The sequence below is a fragment of the Streptomyces roseolus genome (assembly GCF_014649855.1).
Lineage (GTDB): Bacteria > Actinomycetota > Actinomycetes > Streptomycetales > Streptomycetaceae > Streptomyces > Streptomyces roseolus.
Genome location: NZ_BMTV01000016.1, coordinates 161215 through 182823 on the forward strand (window position 1 = coordinate 161215; position 21609 = coordinate 182823).

The window sequence follows — 21609 nt, forward strand, 5'->3', positions numbered from 1 at the left end:
AACCCGTCACTGCTTGGCCAGGATGTCCACGGTGAAGACGAGGGTCGACTTCGCCGGGATCGGCCCCTGGGCCTGGTCGCCGTAGCCGTCGGCCGGCGGGACGACGATCAGCACGCGGCTGCCGACCTTCTTGCCCTCCAGCCCCTTGCTCCAGCCCTTGATGACGTTGGCGAGCGGGAAGGTGGCCGGGGCGCCCCGGTCGTAGGAGCTGTCGAACTTCTTGCCGTCCTTCCAGAGCACGCCCTGGTACTGGACGGTCAGGGTGTCGGTGGCCTTGACGGCCTCGCCCTTGCCCTCGATGACGTAGTTCGAGACGAGCTTCGTGGGCGCGTCGGTCTTCGGGACGGTCAGCGAGGGGGCCTTGCCGTCGGTGTTGGTGCCGACCTTGGGCAGGTCCTTGTTCTCCTGGGCGACGACGGTGCCCTCGGCGGACTTCGGGATCGTGGTCGCCTTCAGGATGTCGACGACGAAGACGAGGGTGGCGCCGCCCTTGATGCTCGGCGGGGAGCCCTGCTCGCCGTAGCCGAGCTCCGGCGGGATGCCGATCTCGACGCGGCTGCCGACCTTCTGGCCCTTGAGGCCCTGGTCCCAGCCCTTGATGACCTGGCCGGCGCCGAGGGTGAGCGTGAAGGGCTCGCCGCGGTCGAAGCTGTTGTCGAAGGGGGTCGTCGAGTCCCAGGTCTGACCGAGGTAGTTGACCTGGAGGGCGTCGCCGTCCTTGGTCGCCGGGCCGTCGCCCTCGCTGATGACGTTGACCTTGAGCTCCTTCGGCGGGTCGCCCTCGCCCTTGGCGAGGGTCGGCTTCTCGCCGAACTTCTCGCCCGCGGTGATGGCGGGGAGCCCGTTGGTCATCGAGGCGTTATCGGAGCCTTTGGTGTCGCTGCCGCAGGCCGCTGTGAGCAGCAGCAGCGGGACGACGAGAAGGCCGGCAATTCGGCGCACGTGTTCCTCAGATCTCAGACGGCACAGTAGTTGTCCGGACACTCTAGGGGACCCGCCCGAGACGTCCAGGGCCCCGCGCGTCGCACGCGCGGGGCCCCGGCCTGTTCTTGTGATCGTCCTACATGCCGGCGATCAGCTTCTCCACCCGGTCGTCGACCGAGCGGAACGGGTCCTTGCACAGGACCGTGCGCTGCGCCTGGTCGTTGAGCTTGAGGTGGACCCAGTCGACGGTGAAGTCCCGGCGCTGCTCCTGGGCGCGGCGGATGAAGTCGCCGCGGAGCCGGGCCCGGGTGGTCTGCGGGGGCACGGACTTGCCCTCGAAGATCTTCACGTCGTTGCAGATCCGCGCCGCCTGCCCGTTCTTCTGGAGCAGGTAGTACAGCCCGCGGCGGCGGTGGATGTCGTGGTACGCGAGGTCTATCTGGGCGACCCGCGGGTTCGACATGGTCATGTTGTGCTTGGCGCGGTACCGCTCGATGAGCTTGTACTTCATCACCCAGTCGATCTCGGTCTGGATGCGGTCCAGCTCCTCCTGCTCGATCGCGTCGAGCGTGCGGCCCCACAGTTCCAGCACCTGGGCGACCGTGCCGGAGCGGATGCCGCGCCGGTCGACGAAGTCGGAGGCCTTCTCGAAGTACTCGCGCTGCACCTCCAGGGCGGAGGCCTCGCGGCCGCTGGCCAGCCGCACCTTGCGCTGGCCGGTGATGTCGTGGCTGACCTCGCGGATGGCCCGGATCGGGTTCTCCAGGGTCAGGTCGCGCATCACGGTGCCCGCCTCGATCATGCGCAGCACGAGGTCGGTGGCGCCGACCTTGAGGAGCATGGTCGTCTCGGACATGTTGGAGTCGCCGACGATGACGTGGAGCCGGCGGTAGCGCTCGGCGTCGGCGTGCGGCTCGTCCCGGGTGTTGATGATGGGCCGGGAGCGGGTGGTGGCGGAGCTGACGCCCTCCCAGATGTGCTCGGCGCGCTGGGAGACGCAGTACACGGCACCCCGCGGGGTCTGGAGCACCTTGCCCGCGCCGCAGATCAGCTGACGCGTCACCAGGAAGGGGATGAGGATGTCGGCGAGGCGGGAGAACTCGCCGTGGCGGGCGACGAGATAGTTCTCGTGGCAGCCGTAGGAGTTTCCGGCGGAGTCGGTGTTGTTCTTGAAGAGATAGACGTCGCCCGCGATTCCCTCCTCGTGCAGGCGGCGTTCGGCGTCCACGAGAAGACCTTCGAGAATGCGCTCGCCGGCCTTGTCGTGGGTGACCAGTTCGGTCACGTCGTCGCATTCCGGTGTGGCGTATTCCGGATGCGAACCCACGTCGAGGTACAGGCGGGCGCCGTTCCGCAGGAAGACATTGCTGCTGCGGCCCCATGACACGACTCGGCGGAAGAGGTACCGCGCCACTTCGTCAGGAGACAGTCGGCGCTGTCCCCTGAACGTGCACGTGACGCCGTACTCGTTCTCCAGCCCGAAAATGCGGCGGTCCATGTCTGAACATTACGCCTGACGGCCTGTGCTGAAACCGGGTTGGACGTTTCCGTCCCGATCGTTTTCCGGTCAGAGGGCGTTCTTTTCGGCGTGCACGGCGGTGGCGGCGCCCCCGCTCACGGCGTGTCGCGAGCCGCGCCCGGGCGCGTCGGGGTCGTTCAGCACCCGTCCGGTGGCGAGCAGGACCAGCAGCGCGGCCAGGCCACCGGCCCCCGCCACGGCGAAACCGGCCACGGTACCGGCCATTTCGACGGCGGGCCCGGCGGCGGCCGAGCCCAGGGCGGCACCGACGCCGAAGGTCGTGACCAGCCAGGAGAAGGCCTCGGTGACCGTGCCGGCCGGGGCGTGCCGGTCCACCACGATGAAGGCGCAGGCCAGGACGGGGGCGAGGAAGAAGCCCGAGAGGGCCGCGAGGCCGCTCATGGCGACCGGGCCGGGCATGAGCGTCAGCGGCAGGTAGCAGAGCGCGAGGAGCGCCACCAGGACGCGCAGCCGGCGCTCGGGCGCGCCGGCCCACCGCCGGGCGCCGTAGAGGACGCCGCCGAGGAGGGCGCCGAGGCCGAGGGCGGCCATCAGCCATCCGTAGACGGACGGGGCGCCGCGGTCGTCGGCGTAGGCGACGGCGGCGACCGTGATGGAGCCGAGGGCGAGGCCGACGAAGAAGAACGAGCCGAGCAGGGCGAGCAGCCCCGGAGAGCGCAGGGCGCCGAGCCAGTGGGCCTCGCGGGGGGCGGAGCGCCAGGCCCGGGAGGGCTCGGAGAGGACGACGGAGAGGGCTCCGAGCACACCCAGGAGGTTGATGACGAGGAGGGCGGCGGCGGGCGACCACAGGGCGACGAGGAGGGTCACCAGGAGCGGGCCGACGGTGAACATGACCTCCTGGGCGACCGCGTCGAGGGCGTAGGCGCGGTGGACCCGGTCCTCGCGGCCCAGGACGCTCGGCCAGAGGGCCCTCAGGCCGCCCTCCAGCGGCGGGGTGAAGAACCCGGCGAGGACGACGGCGGCGTAGGCGAGCGGGAGGTTCCCGGTGCCAGCAAGGGCGAAGAGGGCCATGCCGAGGGCGGAGAGCACGGCGGCGGGCAGCTGGACCCGCGGCTGGCCCTTGAGGTCCACGGCGCGGCCGAGGAGCGGCTGGCCGACGGCGTTGGCGAGGCCGTACGCGGCGACGAGGCCGCCCGCGAGGGTGTAACTGCCGCCCTGCTCGCGGACGAAGAGGGTCATGGCGACGGGGCCGGTGCCGTTGGGCAGTCGGCCGACCAGGGTGCCGGTGAGCAGGCGGAGCGCGTGCGGCGCCCGCAGGATGTCGCGGTAGCCGCCGTGTGCCGTGGCCTCGGTGGCCATGCGGGTCTCCCCTCCGTCGGCTCCCGCCGAGGTTTTACGTATAACTTCCGAGGTCATACGTACCATGGCGACGTGACGCGGGTCCACCCCGCGCCCCACCCCACCGACCGGCTCCCCACCGACAGCGCCCGACGCGGAGGCCCCGTGCAGACCCCCGAACCCCTGGGCGCCACCCGTCCGACCAGCAAGGACGTGGCCCGGGCAGCAGGCGTCTCCCAGGCCACCGTCTCGCTCGTCCTCGGCGAGAAGTGGCGCGGCCGCGTGTCGGAACGCACCGCCGGCACCGTCCGGGAGGCCGCCCGCGAGCTCGGCTACCGGCCCAACCTCGCGGCCCGCAACCTGCGCCTCGGCCGCACCCGCACCGCCCTGCTCGTCGTCCCCGCCCTCACCAACGAGTTCTTCGCCCACGTGTACACCGGCGCGGCGGCCGTCGCCGCCGACCACGGCTTCGGCGTCGTGCTCTACCCCTCCCCCGACGGCGTCGGCCCGGCCCGCGACCCCTTCGCCTCCGCCCAGACGGCCCTGGACGGCGTCCTGGCCTCCTCCATGGCCACCGCCGCCCTGGAGGCCTTCCGGGGCGGCGAACTGCCGCTCGTCATGCTCGACAGCGACCCGGCGGACACGGGCGCGGCCGCCCACGTCAACCTCGACGTCGCCCGGGGCATGCGGCTCGTCACCGCCCACCTGCTCGCCCTCGGCCACCGCCGCTTCCTCCACCTGGCCTCCGCCGCCCCCTCCTGGACCTTCGACGTCCGGGCCGCCGCGCTCGGCGAGGCGCTGCGCGGAGCCGAGGTCCGCACCGTGCGGTCCCCGCTGACCGTCGCGGCCGCACGGGAGGCCGCCGGGGCCGCCCTCGCCGCGCCCGGCCCCCGCCCCACGGCCGTCGTCTGCGACGACGACATCCTCGCGGCCGGTGTCTGCAAGGCCGCCCGACGGCTCGGCCTGCGGGTGCCGGAGGACCTGTCGGTCACCGGCTTCGACGACATGGCGCTCGCGACCGCGGTCGAACCGGAACTCACCACCGTCCGGCTCCCCGCCGAGGAGTTCGGCCGCCGGGGCATGGAGGCGCTGCTCGCCGTCCTGGCGGGCGAACCGGCCCGCTCGGACGTCCTGCCCGCCGAACTGGTCCCGCGCGGCTCCACAGGCCCGGCACCGGCCCCCTGAACCCGGAACGCGTGGAGGGGCCCGGTCCAGGTGGACCGGGCCCCTCCACGCGTGCGGGCCCGTCTACTCCTCGGGGGCCTCGTCCGAGGGCTCGTCCGTCTTCGCCGCCGCCGCGTTGTCCGCCTCCAGGAGACGGGACAGCTGGCGGCCGACGATCCGCTTGAACTTCCGCTGCTGCGGACGCGTGCGGTCCAGGACCGCCACCTCCAGGCGCTCGGCGGGGATCTCCCGCTCGGTGCCGTTGGTGTCCCGGGAGAGCGCCTGCACCGCGAGCTTCAGGGCCTCCGCGAGCGACATCCCGTCCCGGTGCCGTTGATCCAGGAACGAGCTGATCTGCTCCGCGTTGCCGCCCACCGCGACCGAGCCGTGCTCGTCCACGATGGAACCGTCGTGCGGCAGCCGGTAGATCTGGTCACCGGCCGGTTCGGTACCGACCTCGGCGACCACCAGCTCCACCTCGTACGGCTTCTCGCCGGCGCTGGAGAAGATGGTGCCCAGCGTCTGCGCGTAGACGTTGGCCAGGCCGCGCGCGGTGACGTCGTCCCGGTCGTAGGTGTAGCCGCGCAGGTCGGCGTAGCGGACGCCGCCGATGCGCAGGTTCTCGTACTCGTTGTACTTGCCGGCGGCGGCGAAGCCGATCCGGTCGTAGATCTCGCTGAACTTGTGCAGGGCACGGGACGGGTTCTCGCCGACGAAGACGATGCCGTCGGCGTACTGGAGGACCACGAGGCTGCGGCCCCGCGCGATGCCCTTGCGGGCGTACTCCGCGCGGTCGGCCATGGCCTGCTGGGGGGAGACGTAGAACGGTGTCGACACCGGCGCTCGTCCCTTTCTTCTGGGCTGTGAGGGGGCGACGTACGGGTCAGAGCAGGGCGGCGCGCGGTCCGTCCGGCTGCTCCAGACGCCGCTCGGTGACCGAACGGGCCAGCTCGGAGGACTCCGCCTCGGTCAGCCTGCGGAAGCCCTCGTCGGTGATGACGGTGACGATCGGGAAGATCCGGCGGGCCAGGTCCGGACCACCGGTCGCCGAGTCGTCGTCCGCCGCGTCGTACAGCGCCTGCACGACCAGGGTGGTCGCCTGCTGCTCGGTCAGGTCCTCGCGGTACAGCTTCTTCATGGAGCCGCGGGCGAAGATGGAACCCGAGCCGGTGGCGGCGAAGCCGTGCTCCTCTGAGCGGCCGCCGGTCACGTCGTACGAGAAGATCCGGCCCTTCTCGCGGCCCTCGTCCCAGCCTGCGAAGAGAGGCACGACGGCGAGGCCCTGCATGGCCATGCCGAGGTTGCTGCGGATCATGGTGGAGAGACGGTTCGCCTTGCCCTCCAGGGAGAGCGTGGCGCCCTCCACCTTCTCGAAGTGCTCCAGCTCCAGCTGGAAGAGCTTCACCATCTCGACGGCGAGACCGGCGGTGCCGGCGATGCCGACCGCGGAGTACTCGTCCGCCGGGAACACCTTCTCGATGTCCCGCTGCGCGATCATGTTGCCCATGGTGGCCCGCCGGTCACCCGCGAGCACGACGCCCCCCGGGAACGTCGCGGCCACGATGGTGGTGCCGTGCGGAGCCTCGACGATCCCCTCCGGCAGCTTCCGGTTGCCCGGCAGCAGCTCCGGCGAGTGGTCGGCGAGGAAGTCGATGAAGGACGAGGACCCCGGCGTCAGGAAGGCTGCCGGTAGACGCCCTGTGCTACGAGTGTTGGGTTCCACAGGTTTCCTTCCACGTATGCGGCTGCACGCCTGATGACGTCCGGCCGATCCTTGAGTTGCCCCAGAGCCGCGTTGCAGCTGAAGCACAGTACGCCTCGGACCTTACCCGTCCGATGATCGTGATCCACATGCTCCGCCGGACCCGCCTGGCAGATCACGCAGACACCACCCTGGTCGGCGATCATCTGCTCGCGCTGGACTTCGGTGATGCCGTACTGACGCTTGAGATGCCCGGCTCGCCCCTGGGCCTTCTTGCACGCCTTGCAGCGAGTGGCGAGGCCGTCCGACGCGGTGGCGTTGCGATGCCAGTCGTCATGCGGCTTGACCTCACCGCACTGCCGGCAGAGCTTGTGCCCCACCGGTACGTCCACCGCGCTTCGGACGACCTTGCCCTTGGCTGCCTGTCTGATCCGGTAGCGCTCGGCCCCGTAGGCCGAAACGCATTCCCGGCACCTCACCTGCAGTCCGTCACCGCGATTGCAGTCCTGCGCGAACCCGGCCAGCGGGACGTCCCTCCCGCAACCGCGGCAATGTTTGACGGCATCCGACATCTCCCCACCCCTGCGACTTCACCTTCGATTCGAAGGCTACTGGCCGCCTTTTTGCACGAAGCTTCGAACGAACTCCTCAGCATTCTCCTCGAGCACGTCGTCGATCTCGTCGAGGACCGAGTCCACGTCCTCGCTCAGCTTCTCCTGGCGTTCCTTGAGGTCGGAGTTCGCCTCCGTGGTGGTCTCCTCGACCTCCTCCGTGGAACGCGTGGCCTTCTGCTGTCCGCCGCCGGTGTCCTTGGACGCCATTTCCTCACCCCGCTCGAATCGGATCGCTCGGACATGTGCTGCTGGGGTCCTGCAAGATCAGACCCTACAAGCCGGGACCGACATCGGCCCCCGCATTTCCGCAACGCCCGCGCACTGCTTCCATGATTCCCAGGGCCCGGGTGTTTCAGGCCCTTTTCCGGTCTCGAATCAGCTGCCGGAGAGGACCCTGACGAGCTCCTCCGCCGTGCGGCAGCGGTCCAGGAGGGCCGCCACATGGGCCTTGGTGCCGCGCAGCGGCTCCAGGGTCGGGACGCGCTGGAGCGAGTCGCGACCCGGCAGGTCGAAGATCACCGAGTCCCAGGAGGCGGCGGCCACGTCGTCGGCGTACTGCTCCAGGCAGCGGCCCCGGAAGTAGGCCCTGGTGTCCTCCGGCGGCGCCGTCTCGGCCCGCTCCACCTCGGATTCGTCCAGGAGCCGCTTCATGCGCCCGCGGGCCGCCAGGCGGTTGTACAGGCCCTTGTCGGGCCGCACGTCCGCGTACTGGAGGTCCACCAGGTGCAGCCGGGGAGCGTCCCAGTCCAGGCCGTCGCGGCGCCGGTAGCCCTCCATGAGCTCCCGCTTGGCGATCCAGTCCAGCTCGCCGGCCAGGCTCATCGGATCGTTCTCCAGGCGGTTGAGGGTGTCCTCCCACCGCGTCAGGACGTCCTTGGTCTGCTCGTCGGCGTCCGTGCCGTACCTCTCGTCCACGTACTTCCTGGCCAGCTCGAAGTACTCCATCTGGAGCTGCACCGCGGTGAGCGTCCGGCCGCTGCGCAGCGTGACGAGGTACTGGAGCGAGGGGTCGTGGGAGACGTGGTGGAGGGTGCGGACGGGCTGGTCGACGGCGAGGTCGACGGTGATGAAGCCGTCCTCGATCATGGAGAGGACGAGCGCCGTGGTGCCGAGCTTGAGGTAGGTGGAGATCTCGGAGAGGTTGGCGTCCCCGATGATCACGTGCAGCCGTCGGTACTTCTCCGCGTCGGCGTGCGGTTCGTCGCGGGTGTTGATGATGGGGCGCTTGAGGGTGGTCTCCAGGCCGACCTCGACCTCGAAGTAGTCGGCGCGCTGGCTGATCTGGAAGCCGTCCTCGCGGCCGTCCTGCCCGAGGCCGACGCGGCCGGCGCCGGTGACGACCTGGCGGGAGACGAAGAAGGGCGTCAGGTGGCGCACGATGTCCGAGAAGGGGGTCTCCCGCTTCATCAGGTAGTTCTCGTGCGTGCCGTAGGAGGCGCCCTTGTTGTCGGTGTTGTTCTTGTAGAGGTGGATGGGCTGGGCGCCGGGGAGCTGGGCGGCGCGCTCGGCGGCCTCGGCCATGATCCGCTCGCCGGCCTTGTCCCAGAGCACGGCGTCGCGCGGGTTGGTGACCTCGGGGGCGCTGTACTCGGGGTGGGCGTGGTCCACGTAGAGCCGGGCGCCGTTGGTGAGGATCACGTTGGCGAGGCCGATGTCCTCGTCGGTGAGCTGGCTGGAGTCGGCGACCTCGCGGGCGAGGTCGAAGCCGCGGGCGTCCCGCAGCGGGTTCTCCTCCTCGAAGTCCCAGCGGGCGCGGCGCGCCCGGTGCATCGCCGCGGCGTAGGCGTTGACGATCTGGGACGAGGTGAGCATGGCATTGGCGTTCGGGTGTCCGGGGACGGAGATCCCGTACTCCGTCTCGATGCCCATTACTCGCCGTACGGTCATGCGGCCCTCCTTGCCCGGCGGCGCTCAGTGCGCGACTCGGCGGTACCGAAGAGCCTAGAGCGGCTCCGCGCTGGTGGGGAGATCACTTGCGGTATTTCCCGGATGTGGCCGGGAGTTTTTCGGGTACGAATGCGACGGCTGCGGATGCCCGGTTTCCGGACATCCGCAGCCGGTGTGCGCTTTTACAGGTACTGACCGGTGTTGGCCACCGTGTCGATGGAGCGTCCGGTGTCCGCGCCCTGCTTTCCGGTGACGAGGGTGCGGATGAAGACGATCCGCTCGCCCTTCTTTCCGGAGATGCGGGCCCAGTCGTCGGGGTTGGTGGTGTTGGGGAGGTCCTCGTTCTCCTTGAACTCGTCCACGCAGGCCTGGAGGAGGTGGGAGACGCGGATGCCCTTCTGGTTGTGGTCGAGGAATGCCTTGATGGCCATCTTCTTGGCCCGGTCGACGATGTTCTGGATCATCGCGCCGGAGTTGAAGTCCTTGAAGTACAGGACTTCCTTGTCGCCGTTGGCGTACGTGACTTCGAGGAAGCGGTTCTCCTCGGATTCGGCGTACATCTGCTCGACGACGGACTGGATCATTCCGTGGGCGGCGGCGGCCTTGGAGCCGCTGTGCTCGGAGACGTCGTCCGTGTGGAGCGGGAGGTTGGCGGTGAGGTACTTCGCGAAGATGTCCTTCGCGGCCTCGGCGTCCGGGCGCTCGATCTTGATCTTCACGTCGAGCCGGCCGGGGCGGAGGATCGCGGGGTCGATCATGTCCTCGCGGTTGGAGGCGCCGATCACGATCACGTTCTCCAGGCCCTCGACGCCGTCGATCTCGGCGAGGAGCTGGGGGACGATGGTGTTCTCGACGTCCGAGCTGACGCCGGATCCGCGGGTGCGGAAGAGCGATTCCATCTCGTCGAAGAAGACGATGACGGGGGTGCCTTCGCTGGCCTTCTCGCGGGCCCGCTGGAAGACCAGGCGGATGTGCCGCTCGGTCTCGCCGACGTACTTGTTGAGGAGTTCGGGGCCCTTGATGTTGAGGAAGTAGGACTTCCCCGCGGGCTGGCCGGTGACCTCGGCGACCTTCTTGGCCAGGGAGTTGGCGACGGCCTTGGCGATGAGCGTCTTGCCGCAGCCGGGCGGCCCGTAGAGCAGGATGCCCTTGGGCGGCCGCAGTTCGTGCTCCTTGAACAGGTCGGGGTAGAGGTACGGGAGCTCGACCGCGTCGCGGATCAGCTCGATCTGGTTGCCCAGACCGCCGATCTTGTCGTAGTCGACGTCCGGGACCTCTTCGAGGACGAGTTCCTCGACCTCGCTCTTGGGGACGACTTCGTAGACGTACCCGGAGCGGGAGTCGAAGAGCAGGGCGTCACCGGAGCGGATGGTGATGTCCAGGAGCGGTTCGGCGAGCCGCACCACCCTTTCCTCGTCGGTGTGCCCGACCACCAGGGCGCGCTCGCCGTCCTCCAGGATCTCCTTGAGGGTGACGATCTCGCCGGCGCGCTCGAACTCCATGGCCTCGACCACGTTGAGCGCTTCGTTGAGCATGACTTCCTGGCCGCGCCGGAGCTCTTCGAGTTCGACGCTGGGGCTCACGTTCACCCTGAGCTTGCGGCCGCCGGTGAAGATGTCGCACGTGCCGTCCTCGTTGGCCTGAAGGAAGACACCGAATCCGGCCGGCGGCTGTGCGAGCCGGTCGACCTCCTCCTTGAGGGCCACGATCTGGTCGCGTGCCTCACGGAGCGTGTTCGCCAGTCTTTCGTTCTGCGCGGACACGCCGGCCAGGCTCGTCTGCAGCTCGACGATCCGCTCTTCGAGAATCCTCGTGTGTCGCGGAGAGTCGGCGAGCTTGCGGCGCAGGACGGCGATTTCCTGCTCGAGATAGGCAACCTGGCCGGCGGGGTCTTCAGACCCCCGCCCCGGCCGGATGCCGCGGTTGATGTCGTCGTCGTGGGCTGCCACGGTCCTCACCTCCTCCAAGGGGAGCTGGACGCATCCTGACCCTACCTGCGTGGGTGATGATTGAAACCCCTAGATCAAAAAGACTCCGGGGTGTGTCCGATCTTCACCCTTGCGCTTCCCCTCTCGCCAGCTGAATACCCACCCTTCGGGCTCTGAAAGCGGGCAGTTGTATCGTCGTGAGGGGTCAACACCCGCGGGTCGCGGCCTCAATTGTCCGCGCGGAGCAGAAACGGCAGAAGAGATGAGCGTGCAGCACGAGGCGCCGGCCGACGGGGCCGGGGAGGCCCTGGAGGTCTGGATCGATCAGGACCTGTGCACGGGGGACGGGATCTGCGCCCAGTACGCTCCCGAGGTCTTCGAACTGGACATCGACGGGCTCGCGTATGTGAAGAGCGCCGACGACGAGCTGCTCCAGGAGGCGGGGGCGACGACCCCGGTGCCGCTGCCGCTGCTCCAGGACGTGGTGGACTCGGCGAAGGAGTGTCCGGGCGACTGCATCCACGTCCGGCGGGTGCGGGACCGCGTCGAGGTGTACGGCCCCGACGCGGAGTGACGCGTCAGGCGCCGAACGCCGCCGTGCCGGTGGTGCGGACGAAAGCGCCGCCGGTCCATTCCCAGGTGACCTGCTCCTTCTCGTCGGGGCAGCAGCTGGGGACGTCGGGGGACGAGTAGCCGAGCAGGGTGGCGCGGACGGCTCCGTCGCGGAGGGCGAGGCCGGTGACGCTGCGCTGCTCGCGGGGGTCGACGAGGGTGGCCACGACGCGCGCGGGGGCTCCGGCGCCGCGGCCGGGGGTGAGGACGTAGACGCCGGAGGGCGGGGTTCCGGATCCGGCTTCGCAGTGTACGACCGCAACGGTCTCGGGGTTCTTGTCGCCGTCCAGGTCGCCGGTGGCGCTCCGGGCGACGCGGTGGTCCGCTCCCCCGCACCGCAGGGGGTAGTCGGCCGTGTCGGGGTCGGGGGCGGCGGCCGGTCCCGTCGCCGCGGGGGCGGAAGCGGAGGCTGTGGCGGGGCCCGCCTCGGCGGGCTCGGGGCTCAGGGCGCCGGCGAGGGCGACGACCGCGGCGGTCGCGGTGGCGGTGGCCAGCCAGTGCAGCGGCCGGGCGTGGGTGTGAGCGTGGTCCACGGGGTCCGGGGCGGCGGAGGGCTGCACGCGAGACGTCTCCTGTGAGGGTCGTGCCGAGGGGTTGCGGGCATCGTGCCACACGTCACAGCGCGGCGGAACAGCCGGGGTGGGAAGCGGGGTGCCGAACACGGCGACGCCGCCGCCCGGTTCCCCGCGGTGCGGGGTCGGGCGACGGCGTCGGCGGGTCCTGCCGGTGTGTCAGCCCTTGTTGGGGCCGTCGTAGTCCTCGCCGTAGGCGCCCTTGGCGGGACGGCGGCGGCGCATCGGGGGCTCGACGCCGTCCGCGAGGCGGCGGGCGGTGACGAGGAAGCCGGTGTGGCCGATCATGCGGTGGTCGGGGCGGACGGCGAGGCCCTCGACGTGCCAGTTGCGGATCATGGATTCCCAGGGCTGCGGCTCGGCGTAGCAGCCGATCTCGCGGATGGACTCCACGGTGCGGGCGAGCTGGGTGGTGGTGGCCACGTAGCAGCAGAGGATGCCGCCGGGGACGAGGCTCTTGGAGACGGCCTCCAGGCACTCCCAGGGGGCGAGCATGTCGAGGATGACCCGGTCGACGTCGGTGTCGGTCAGGTTGTCCTGGAGGTCGCCGACGGTCAGCTGCCAGGCCGGGTGGGGGCCGCCGAAGTAGCGCTCGACGTTGCCCTTCGCGATCTCGGCGAAGTCCTCGCGGCGCTCGTAGGAGTGCAGCATGCCGCTGTCGCCGATGGCGCGGAGCAGGAAGCTGCTGAGCGAGCCGGAGCCGACGCCGGCCTCCACGACGCGCGCGCCGGGGAAGATGTCGGCGAAGGCGAGGATCTGTCCCGCGTCCTTCGGGTAGACCACGGCGGCACCGCGGGGCATGGACAGGACGTAGTCGGGGAGCAGGGGGCGCAGCGCGAGGTAGGCCACGTTTCCGGTGGTGCGGACAACGCTGCCCTCGGGAGCGCCGATCAGCTCGTCGTGCGGGAAGGAACCCTTGTGGGTGTGGAAGTTCTTTCCCTCTTCGAGCGTGAACGTGTAGTGGCGGCCCTTGGGGTCGGTCAGCTGAACCTGGTCCCCGACCTTGAAGGGCCCGCGTCGGCGGGCGGCACCGGTCGGTTCGGACATGGGAACAAGAGTACCGGGCCTAGGAGGACGGTCGCGCCATGGCCTTCACGAAGGCGCGCTCGACGTCCGTGGTGGCGAGGACGCCGTAGATCTCGCCGGTCTCCTCGACGACCAGGTACTCGGTGGCGGGGGTGGTGCGGAGGTGGTCGAGGAGGGGCTGGCCGGTGAGCTCGGCGGGGACCCGCATGCCGTCCGTCAGGTCCTGGGCGAGGGTGGTGACGGCGACCCAGGGGCGGCGGTGCTGGGGCACGGCGGCGATGGCGGCCTCGCGGACGATGCCGGTGGGGTCGCCTGTGGGGTCGACGACGACGAGGGCGCGGGCGCCCGCTTCGTTGGCGCGGCGGAGGGCCTCGGAGAGGGGGGTGCCGGGCTCGACGGGGATGGCGCGGCGGGTGAGGGCCCGGGCGCGGAGCTCGGGGAGGTGTTCGCGCAGCCGGGCCATGCGGAGGCTGTTGCCGGCGCCGGTCCAGATGATGGCGGCCAGGATGGCGGCGAGCAGGGCGTCGGTGACGGTGGTGAAGCCGTCGATGTCGGCGGTGGAGTTGCCGAGCCAGCCGGTGCGGGTGAGGAGGGGGAGGCCGATGAGGACGGTGACGGCGAGGGCCCGGCCGACCCAGGCGGCGGCGACGGTGCCGCTCATGGGCTTGCCGGTGATCTTCCAGACGATCGCGCGGAGCATCCGGCCGCCGTCGAGCGGCAGGCCGGGCAGCAGGTTGAAGATCGCCACGATGAGGTTGGAGATCATCAGGCCGGCGAGGAGGACGCCGGGCACGGTGCCGGGTTCGACGGCGTGCATGGCGAGGTAGAAGGCGCCGGCGAGGACGAGGGAGAGGAGGGGGCCGACGAAGGCGAGGACGAATTCGCGGCCGGGGGTCTCGGACTCCTTCTCGATCTCGGAGACGCCTCCGAAGAACTGGAGCTGGATGCGGCGCACCGGGAGTTTGAAGCGGAGGGCGGCGATGGTGTGGGCGAGCTCGTGGACGAGGACGGAGGCGTAGAAGGCGACGGCGAAGAAGAGGGAGACGAGGTAGCGCGCGGCGCCGAGTTCGGGCAGGACCCGTTCGATCTGGTCGCCGAAGACCCAGGTGATGAGGGCGGCGACGAGGAACCAGCTGGGGGCGACGTAGACGGGCACGCCGAAGGGGCGGCCCATCAGGATCCCGCCGCCGGGTTCCTCGGTCCGCTGCGGCTTGGGCTCGTCCTGGTTCACGGGTTCCTCTCGTCGCCGGGTGTGACCGCGCCGCCGCGTCACGGGTCGATCATGCGGCGCGACGGGTCATGCGTCGATGGTATGCGTCTCGCTGTCGGTGGGGGGCCGTAGGGTCGGTGTCATGAGTACGAGCGAGCGGCTCCCGGAGGGGCCCCGGGCGCCCATGTCGCTGTCGCCCTCGCGGGCGAGCGACTTCATGCAGTGTCCCCTGTTGTACCGGTTCCGGGTGATCGACCGGCTGCCGGAGAAGCCGAGCGCGGCGGCGACGCGCGGGACGCTGGTGCACGCGGTGCTGGAGCGGCTCTTCGACGATCCGGCGGCGGAGCGGACCGTGCCGCGGGCGAAGGCGATGGTCCCGGGGCAGTGGGACCGGCTCCTGGAGTCGAGGCCGGAGCTGGGCGAGCTGTTCGCGGACGATGCGGAGGGCGAGCGGCTCGGGCAGTGGCTGGCGGAGGCCGAGGCGCTGGTGGAGCGGTGGTTCACGCTGGAGGATCCGGCGCGTCTGGAGCCGGCCGAGCGCGAGCTGTTCGTGGAGGCGGAGCTGGAGTCGGGGCTGCGGCTGCGCGGGGTGATCGACCGGGTGGACGTGGCGCCGACGGGCGAGGTGCGGATCGTCGACTACAAGACGGGCAAGGCGCCGCGGCCGGAGTACAGCGAGGGCGCGCTCTTCCAGATGACGTTCTACGCGCTGGTGGTGTGGCGGCTGAAGGGCGTGATCCCGCGCCGCCTCCAGCTGGTGTACCTGGGGAGCGGGGACGTGCTGACGTACGACCCGGTGGAGGCGGACCTGCGGCGGGTGGAGCGGAAGCTGCACGCGCTGTGGGACGCGATCCGGACGGCGACCGAGACGGGCGACTGGCGGCCGCGGCCGACGAAGCTGTGCGGTTGGTGCGACCACCGGGCGGTGTGCCCGGAGTTCGGGGGGACTCCCCCGGCGTACCCGCTGGAGATCGTCTCCGCGCGCCCGGCGGAGCCGGGGGAATCGGCGCAGGGCAGAATGGGCGGCGACCGGCCCGCCTCGTGAAGGAGCCCCTGTGACGATTCGCGTCCTCCTGGTCGACGACCAGCCGCTGCTGCGCACCGGCTTCCGGATGATCCTGGAGGCGGAGCAGGACCTGGCGGTGGTGGGCGAGGCCGGTGACGGTCTGCAGGCGCTCGACCAGGTGCGGGCGCTGCAGCCCGACGTGGTGCTGATGGACATCCGGATGCCGCGGATGGACGGGGTGGAGGCGACCCGGCAGATCACCGGCCCGGGCCGGGACGGGCCGGCGAAGGTCCTGGTGCTGACCACCTTCGACCTGGACGAGTACGTGGTGGAGGCGTTGCGCGCGGGCGCGAGCGGCTTCCTGCTGAAGGACGCCCCGGCGAACGAGCTGGTGCAGGCGATCCGGGTGGTGGCGGCGGGTGAGGCGATGCTGGCCCCGTCGATCACGCGGCGGCTCCTCGACAAGTACTCGGCGCACCTGCCGACGGGTGAGGAGCCGGTGCCGGACGCCCTGGGCACGCTGACCGACCGTGAGGTGGAGGTCCTGAAGCTGGTCGCCAAGGGGCTGTCGAACGCGGAGATCGCGGCGGACCTGTTCGTCAGCGAGACGACGGTGAAGACGCACGTGGGCCACGTGCTGACCAAGCTGGGTCTGCGGGACCGGGTGCAGGCGGCGGTGTACGCGTACGAGAGCGGTCTGGTGCGCCCGGGGGCCAACGGCCAGTAGGGCCGTGCGACGGCGGTACGGGGAAGGGCCCGGCGCGGGGTGCGCGCCGGGCCCTTCGTCGTGTCCGGGCCGGGGTCAGCTCTTGCGGAGCTCCCAGAAGCGGAAGACGGTCGAGGCGTCGAGGGTCCATTCGAGGCCGGTGACGCCGTCGCGGGTGACGGCGTACTGCTTGCCCTGCCAGAGCGGGAGGAGCGGAAGGTCCTCGGCGACGGCGTCCTGGATGGCGCCGTACTCCTTGTCCGTGGCGGAGCGGTCGGCGGTGGCGGCGGTCTTCGGCAGGTGGGTGCCGGTGATCGCCTTGTTCTCGTAGTGGTTGCCGAGGACGTTGCCCTCGCCGAAGAACGGGGCGGTGAAGTTGTCGGCGTCGGGGTAGTCGGGGACCCAGCCCTTGACGTAGACGCCGTACTTGCCGTCGGCGATGTCCTTCTCGTACTGCTCGAAGGGGACGGACTTGACGTCGGCGGTGAAGAGGCCGCTGGCGTTGAGCTGGGCGGCGATGGCCTTGAGCTCGGCGTCGGTGGAGGGGCCGTAGCGGCTGGGGGTGGACCAGAGGGTCAGGGCGACCTTGGCCTTGATGCCGGCGGCGCGCAGCACCTGCTTGGCCTTGGCCGGGTCGGGGGCGCCGTAGGTGTCGAAGAAGGCGGTGTTGTGGCCGTTGATGCCGGCCGGGACGATCGAGTAGAGCGGGGTGGCGGTCGACTTGTAGACGTCCTCGACGAGGGCGTCGCGGTCGACGAGGTGGGCTATGGCCTTGCGGACGGCGAGCTTGCCGGCGACCGGGTCCTGCATGTTGAAGACGAGGTGCTGGACCTCGGCGCTGCCGCCCTGGACGATCTGGACGTCCTGGTCGCCGCCGGCGTTCTCCAGGGCGGAGATGTCGGCGGCGGAGAGGCCTCGGTAGGCGATGTCGACGTCGCGGTCGGTGAAGGCCTTGGCGAGGGCGGTGCGGTCGTCCTGGTACAGCTTGAGGGTGATCTTGTCGTTGCGGCGCTCGGCGGTGCCCTGGTAGCCGGTGTTGGCGGAGAAGACGGCCTCGGTGTCGCCGAAGGAGTCCAGCTTGTACGGGCCGGAGCCGACGGCCTTGCCGTCGGTACGGAGGGCGTCGGCGGGGTACTCGCGGTGGTCGACGATGGAGCCGGCGCCGGAGGCGATCTTGCTGGGGAAGGTGGCGTCCGGGACCTTGAGGCGGAAGACGACGGTCCGCTCGTCGGGGGTCTCGATGGTGTCGATGGTGGAGAGCAGCGGCGCCGGGCCGGAGGGGTCGGCGATCTTCAGGGCGCGCTCGAAGGAGAACTTGACGTCCTCGGAGGTGAGCGGGTTGCCGTTGGAGAACTTCAGGCCGGGACGCAGGGTGCAGGTGTAGACGGTGCTGCCCCCGTCGAAGCCGCACTTGTCGGCGGCCTCGGGCTCGGGGACGGAGCCGCCCTTGGGGAAGGCGAGGAGGGACTGGAAGACGTTGTTGAACAGCAGCCAGGAGCCGGGGTCGTAGCCGGCCGCGGGGTCGGTCGCCAGGATCTCGTCGGACATGCCGACCCGGATGCCGCCGGCCTCGCCGGAGCCCGTGCCCTGCTCGGTGCCGCAGCCGCCGAGGAGGGCGGCGGAGAGGCCCGCGGCGAGCGGGGCGGTCAGCCACTTGTGGTGCGTCTTCACAGAACTTGCCTCGTGATCTCTTGCCAGGCCGGCCGCGCGTGGCTGCGCGGCCGGTACAACGAAGGGGTCAGGCGGTGGTGCCGCGGCTCAGCTCCCAGAGGAGCAGGTCCGAGGAGGTGTTGAGGGCGTACTCGACACCGTTGATGTCGTCGCGGGCGGCGACGTACTGCTTGCCCTGCCAGAGCGGCAGGACGGGCACGTCCTGGGCGACGATCTTCTGGATGCGGTGGTAGACGGGGTTCGCGGCGGCGCGGTCGGCCTCGCGGCGGGACTGCGGGATGAGCTGGTCGCGGACGGTCTTGTTGACGTACGGGGTGCCGAGGAAGTTGTCGCTGTCGAGGAAGGGCGCGACGTAGTTGTCCGGGTCCGGGTAGTCGGGGAACCAGCCGAGGCCGTAGACGGCGTAGTCGCCGCGGCGCTGGGCGGGGCGGAACTCGGACCAGGCGGTGCCCTTGACGGTGACGTCGAAGAGCTCGCTCGCGACGAGCTGGTTCTTCAGCGTCGCGAACTCCTGGGCGGTCTCCTCGCCGTAGTGGTCGGTGGTGTAGTTGAGGGTGAGCTTGACCGGCGTCCGCACGCCGGCCTTGCGGAGGATGGCGGCGGCGCGGCCGGCGTCGCCCTCGCCGTACTCCTCGTAGAAGGGGGTGGCGTGGCCGCTGATGCTGGAGGGGATCAGCGAGTAGAGCGGCTCGGCGGTGGGACCGTACACGCGGTTGACGAGGGCGCCGCGGTCGATGACGGCGGCCATGGCCTGGCGGACGGCCTTCTCCTCGACGGCGGGGGCCTCGGTGTTGAAGCCGAGGTAGCGGATCTCCAGGCCGGGGACCTCGGAGACGCGGATGCCGGCGGCGGGGCTCTCGGTGAGGTCGCGGACCTGCTCCTGGGAGAGGGAGCGGGCCATCATGTCGATGTCCTTGCTCTCCAGGGCCTTGCCCATGGCGCCGGCGTCGGCGAAGGCGCGGAGCTCGACCCGCTCGTTGCGGGGCGTGATGTCGCCCTTGTAGCGGGGGTTGCGGGAGAAGACGAAGCGGGTGGCCTGGTCGCCGTCCTGCTCGGTCTTGAGGGTGTACGGGCCGGAGCCGTCCACCACGAAGCCCTCGCGGAGCTTGTCGGCGGCGTACTTGTCCTTGCTGAGGATGCCGGCGACGGGGGTGGAGAGCTTGTACGGGAAGGTGGCGTCGGGGGCGTTGAGGTGGAAGACGATCTCGCGGTCGCCCTTGGTCTCGACGGTGTCGACGGTCGACAGGAGGGCGGCGGCGCCGTTGTCGGACTTGATCTTGCGGACCCGGTCGATGGAGAACTTCACGTCCTCGGCGGTGACGGCGGTGCCGTCGGCGAAGGTGAGGCCGGGGCGCAGGACACAGCGGTAGCTCTCGCTGGCGGTGTCGGTGAAGGCGCAGGTCTCGGCGGCCTCGGGGACGGGCCGGCCGCCGCCGCGGGGGACGTGGACCAGGGTCTGGACGGTCTGGCGGAGGATGTTCCAGGCGCCGGTGTCGTAGGCGTAGGCCGGGTCGAGGGGGGCGGGGGCCTCCTCGGTGGCGACGAACTGGTCGGTGGTTCCGACGACGATGGCTCTGGCGTCCTCCCCCGTCCCGCAGGCGGCGAGCAGGGGGGCGAGCAGTCCGGCCACGGCCGGCAGCACCAAGGTCTTGCGGTTCATCAAGGGACGTTCTCCTCAGCCGGCCTGGGGTACAGCGGTCATGACGACACTCCGCCGCCGGCCGCCCGGTCGGGGCGGGAGCGATCGGGCCGGGAAGTTGCGATCGGTCCTGTGTTCTCGGCGACTGGGGTATGCGCCGGCGCACGCGGTGATTGCGGCGAAGTACTCGCGAAAGATTAGTGGGCGGCGGTGCCGCGGCCGGACGGGGTGGCCGGTGGGGGGTAATCGCAGGGTGATCATGAATGCGTCGGCCTCGATAGTCATGCGGTGCGCGAGGCGGACGGGAGTGAGCGAAACGGGACACAAAGGAGCGGCGGACGTCCGCATTCCGGGCATGGAACGGCGTCAGACCACCCCTCGGCGAGCACGCTGGGTGACCAAGGTCACGCGGTCGGAATTCGAGGGATGGCCTGAAGCAATTACCCGGGGGAAAGCCCTCGGGGGCCCGGGGCGGCGCGGGAAAGGCTCAGATAAAGCTCAGATTCCCGAGACGAGGGTGCGCAGGAAGGGCACGTCGACCTCTTCCAGGGAGCGGACCACGACCCGGCCGGGCAGGGCGGGGATCGGCGCGACGGAGGGCACGGCGACGACCCGGCAGCCGGCCGCCTCGGCGGCGGCGACCCCGGTCGCGGTGTCCTCGATGACCGCGCACAGGGCGGGGTCGGCGCCGACGCCCCGCGCGGCGGTGAGGTACGGCTCCGGGTGCGGCTTGGTGCGGGTGACCTCGTCGCCGGCGACGGTGAGGTGGAAGCGGTCGCGGCCGAGGGATTCCAGGACGCGGTCGATGATCCGCCGGTGGGAGGCGGAGACGAGCGCGGTGGGGATGGAGTGGCGGGCCAGTTCGGCGAGGAGCCGCTCGGCGCCGGGCATGAGCGGGACGCCGCGCTCGATGCGCTGCTCGAACTTCTCGTTGAGCAGCACGGACAGCTCGTCGAGGGTGATGTCGGCGCCGGTGGAGTCGATCAGGTAGCCGGCGCTGCGGGTCATCGGCCCGCCGACCACGATGTCCTTCCACGCCTCGTCGAGCCGGTGTCCGAGGTCGGCGAAGACCTCGACCTCCGCGTCCCACCAGAAGCCCTCGGTGTCGACGAGGGTCCCGTCCATGTCGAGGAAGACCGCCTGCAGGGCGGAGCTTCCGTTGGCGTGGAACAGGGACGCGGGGACCGTACTGGTCATCCGGCACACCTCCATGGAGGGACGGAAAGGCCGGCCCCCGCTCCCGGTACGGGGAGGAGGGCCGGCCTGCACTGGACCGACCAGTGTACGTCGCGATCACCGCGGGCGCCGTGATCTGACACACGGCGGCCGCGGCCGGTCGTCGACCGGTCGGTCAGCGGCCCGTCACCGGGCGTTGAAGTACTTCGCCTCGGGGTGGTGGAGGACGATCGCGTCGGTGGACTGCTCCGGGTGGAGCTGGAACTCCTCGGAGAGGTGCACGCCGATCCGCTCCGGCCGGAGCAGGTCGGCGATCTTCGCCCGGTCCTCCAGGTCGGGGCAGGCGCCGTAGCCGAGCGAGAAGCGGGCGCCGCGGTACTTGAGGTCGAACATGTCCTGGACGCTCGCCGGGTCCTCGCCGCCGAAGCCCAGCTCGGCGCGCACGCGCGCGTGCCAGTACTCGGCGAGGGCCTCGGCCAGCTGCACGGAGAGGCCGTGCAGCTCCAGGTAGTCGCGGTAGGAGTCGGAGGCGAAGAGCTCGGCGGTGGCCTCGCCGATCCTGGAGCCGACGGTGACGACCTGGAGGCCGACGACGTCGGTCTCCCCGGACTCCTCGGGGCGGAAGAAGTCGGCGAGGCAGAGGCGGCGGCCGCGGCGCTGGCGCGGGAAGGTGAAGCGGGTCCGCTCGTGGCCGGCGTCGTCGAGGATGATCAGGTCGTCGCCCTTGGAGACGCACGGGAAGTAGCCGTGGACGACGGCCGCCTCGAGGAGGTTCTCGGTGTGCAGCCGCTCCAGCCAGCCGCGCAGCCGCGGCCGGCCCTCGGTCTCCACCAGCTCCTCGTACGTCGGCCCGTCGCCGGCCCGGTTCTGCTTGAGGCCCCACTGGCCCTTGAACAGCGCGCCCTCGTCGAGCCAGGAGGCGTAGTCCTTGAGCGGGATGCCCTTGACGACCCG

20 protein-coding genes are annotated in these 21609 nt (G+C 70.7%); 4 read left to right on the forward strand and 16 right to left on the reverse strand.

Annotated elements, in window-relative coordinates:
• Positions 1 to 6: 6 nt before the first annotated feature.
• The 3 genes from IE245_RS20460 to IE245_RS20470 all read right to left on the reverse strand — a co-directional run bounded on the left by IE245_RS20460 (position 7) and on the right by IE245_RS20470 (position 3763).
• On the reverse strand, positions 7 to 942 hold the full coding sequence (locus tag IE245_RS20460; RefSeq protein WP_189949640.1) for an FKBP-type peptidyl-prolyl cis-trans isomerase: 936 nt from the start codon (positions 940 to 942) through the stop codon (positions 7 to 9).
• Positions 943 to 1060: 118 nt separating this feature from the next.
• Positions 1061 to 2422 carry a Pup--protein ligase gene (gene pafA, locus IE245_RS20465; protein WP_189949642.1) on the reverse strand — a complete coding sequence of 454 codons (1362 nt, stop codon included), beginning with the start codon at positions 2420 to 2422 and terminating at the stop codon, positions 1061 to 1063.
• A gap of 69 nt (positions 2423 to 2491) precedes the next feature.
• Positions 2492 to 3763, reverse strand: coding sequence for an MFS transporter (locus IE245_RS20470; RefSeq protein WP_189949645.1), 1272 nt, complete (start codon positions 3761 to 3763; stop codon positions 2492 to 2494).
• A gap of 144 nt (positions 3764 to 3907) precedes the next feature.
• Here IE245_RS20470 and IE245_RS20475 point away from each other — a divergent pair, with 144 nt between their 5' ends.
• Complete coding sequence (locus IE245_RS20475) at positions 3908 to 4927, forward strand: LacI family DNA-binding transcriptional regulator (protein ID WP_189949699.1); 1020 nt, start codon at positions 3908 to 3910, stop codon at positions 4925 to 4927.
• Positions 4928 to 4990: 63 nt separating this feature from the next.
• On the opposite strand, the gene prcA is transcribed toward IE245_RS20475, so the two are convergent.
• The 6 genes from prcA to arc all read right to left on the reverse strand — a co-directional run bounded on the left by prcA (position 4991) and on the right by arc (position 11058).
• The gene (gene prcA / locus IE245_RS20480; RefSeq protein ID WP_189949647.1) at positions 4991 to 5743 is read right to left on the reverse strand and encodes a proteasome subunit alpha; all 753 of its coding nucleotides are present in this window, start codon (positions 5741 to 5743) and stop codon (positions 4991 to 4993) included.
• Positions 5744 to 5789: 46 nt separating this feature from the next.
• Positions 5790 to 6629: a proteasome subunit beta gene (gene prcB, locus IE245_RS20485; RefSeq protein ID WP_189949649.1), complete on the reverse strand. Its 840-nt coding sequence runs from the start codon at positions 6627 to 6629 to the stop codon at positions 5790 to 5792.
• Positions 6581 to 7180: an endonuclease VII domain-containing protein gene (locus IE245_RS20490; protein ID WP_189949651.1), complete on the reverse strand. Its 600-nt coding sequence runs from the start codon at positions 7178 to 7180 to the stop codon at positions 6581 to 6583. The genes prcB and IE245_RS20490 overlap by 49 nt, the downstream gene beginning before the upstream one ends.
• A 36-nt stretch (positions 7181 to 7216) precedes the next feature.
• The gene (locus tag IE245_RS20495) at positions 7217 to 7429 is read right to left on the reverse strand and encodes a ubiquitin-like protein Pup (protein WP_189949653.1); all 213 of its coding nucleotides are present in this window, start codon (positions 7427 to 7429) and stop codon (positions 7217 to 7219) included.
• Between the two features lie 168 nt (positions 7430 to 7597).
• Positions 7598 to 9109, reverse strand: coding sequence for a depupylase/deamidase Dop (gene dop, locus IE245_RS20500; protein ID WP_189949656.1), 1512 nt, complete (start codon positions 9107 to 9109; stop codon positions 7598 to 7600).
• Positions 9110 to 9291: 182 nt separating this feature from the next.
• The gene (gene arc, locus IE245_RS20505) at positions 9292 to 11058 is read right to left on the reverse strand and encodes a proteasome ATPase (protein WP_189949658.1); all 1767 of its coding nucleotides are present in this window, start codon (positions 11056 to 11058) and stop codon (positions 9292 to 9294) included.
• Positions 11059 to 11299: 241 nt separating this feature from the next.
• Here arc and IE245_RS20510 point away from each other — a divergent pair, with 241 nt between their 5' ends.
• Positions 11300 to 11611, forward strand: a complete 312-nt coding sequence (locus IE245_RS20510) for a ferredoxin (protein ID WP_189949660.1) — start codon at positions 11300 to 11302, stop codon at positions 11609 to 11611.
• 4 nt (positions 11612 to 11615) lie between these two features.
• Here IE245_RS20510 and IE245_RS20515 read toward each other — a convergent pair whose 3' ends face one another.
• The 3 genes from IE245_RS20515 to IE245_RS20525 all read right to left on the reverse strand — a co-directional run bounded on the left by IE245_RS20515 (position 11616) and on the right by IE245_RS20525 (position 14421).
• Complete coding sequence (locus IE245_RS20515; protein WP_189949663.1) at positions 11616 to 12209, reverse strand: hypothetical protein; 594 nt, start codon at positions 12207 to 12209, stop codon at positions 11616 to 11618.
• A gap of 171 nt (positions 12210 to 12380) precedes the next feature.
• Complete coding sequence (locus IE245_RS20520) at positions 12381 to 13268, reverse strand: tRNA (adenine-N1)-methyltransferase (protein WP_031013975.1); 888 nt, start codon at positions 13266 to 13268, stop codon at positions 12381 to 12383.
• A 19-nt stretch (positions 13269 to 13287) separates the two neighbouring features.
• A complete protein-coding gene (locus IE245_RS20525; RefSeq protein WP_229851416.1) occupies positions 13288 to 14421 on the reverse strand; it encodes a site-2 protease family protein in 1134 nt (377 codons plus the stop codon).
• A 178-nt stretch (positions 14422 to 14599) separates the two neighbouring features.
• Here IE245_RS20525 and IE245_RS20530 point away from each other — a divergent pair, with 178 nt between their 5' ends.
• Positions 14600 to 15502: a RecB family exonuclease gene (locus IE245_RS20530; RefSeq protein ID WP_229851414.1), complete on the forward strand. Its 903-nt coding sequence runs from the start codon at positions 14600 to 14602 to the stop codon at positions 15500 to 15502.
• A 10-nt stretch (positions 15503 to 15512) separates the two neighbouring features.
• The gene (locus IE245_RS20535; protein WP_189949670.1) at positions 15513 to 16190 is read left to right on the forward strand and encodes a response regulator; all 678 of its coding nucleotides are present in this window, start codon (positions 15513 to 15515) and stop codon (positions 16188 to 16190) included.
• A 75-nt stretch (positions 16191 to 16265) separates the two neighbouring features.
• Here the strand turns inward: IE245_RS20535 and IE245_RS20540 are convergent, their stop codons facing one another.
• From IE245_RS20540 to IE245_RS20555, 4 genes are all read right to left on the reverse strand, one after another.
• Positions 16266 to 17840, reverse strand: coding sequence for an ABC transporter substrate-binding protein (locus IE245_RS20540; RefSeq protein ID WP_189949672.1), 1575 nt, complete (start codon positions 17838 to 17840; stop codon positions 16266 to 16268).
• A 67-nt stretch (positions 17841 to 17907) separates the two neighbouring features.
• Positions 17908 to 19500 (reverse strand): ABC transporter substrate-binding protein, encoded by a 1593-nt coding sequence (locus IE245_RS20545; protein WP_189949674.1) that lies wholly within the window; start codon positions 19498 to 19500, stop codon positions 17908 to 17910.
• 477 nt (positions 19501 to 19977) lie between these two features.
• Positions 19978 to 20676, reverse strand: coding sequence for an HAD family hydrolase (locus IE245_RS20550; RefSeq protein ID WP_189949676.1), 699 nt, complete (start codon positions 20674 to 20676; stop codon positions 19978 to 19980).
• 165 nt (positions 20677 to 20841) lie between these two features.
• Positions 20842 to 21609, reverse strand: a 768-nt coding sequence (locus IE245_RS20555) for a vitamin B12 dependent-methionine synthase activation domain-containing protein (RefSeq protein WP_308436622.1), incomplete at its 5' end; no start/stop codon positions are given.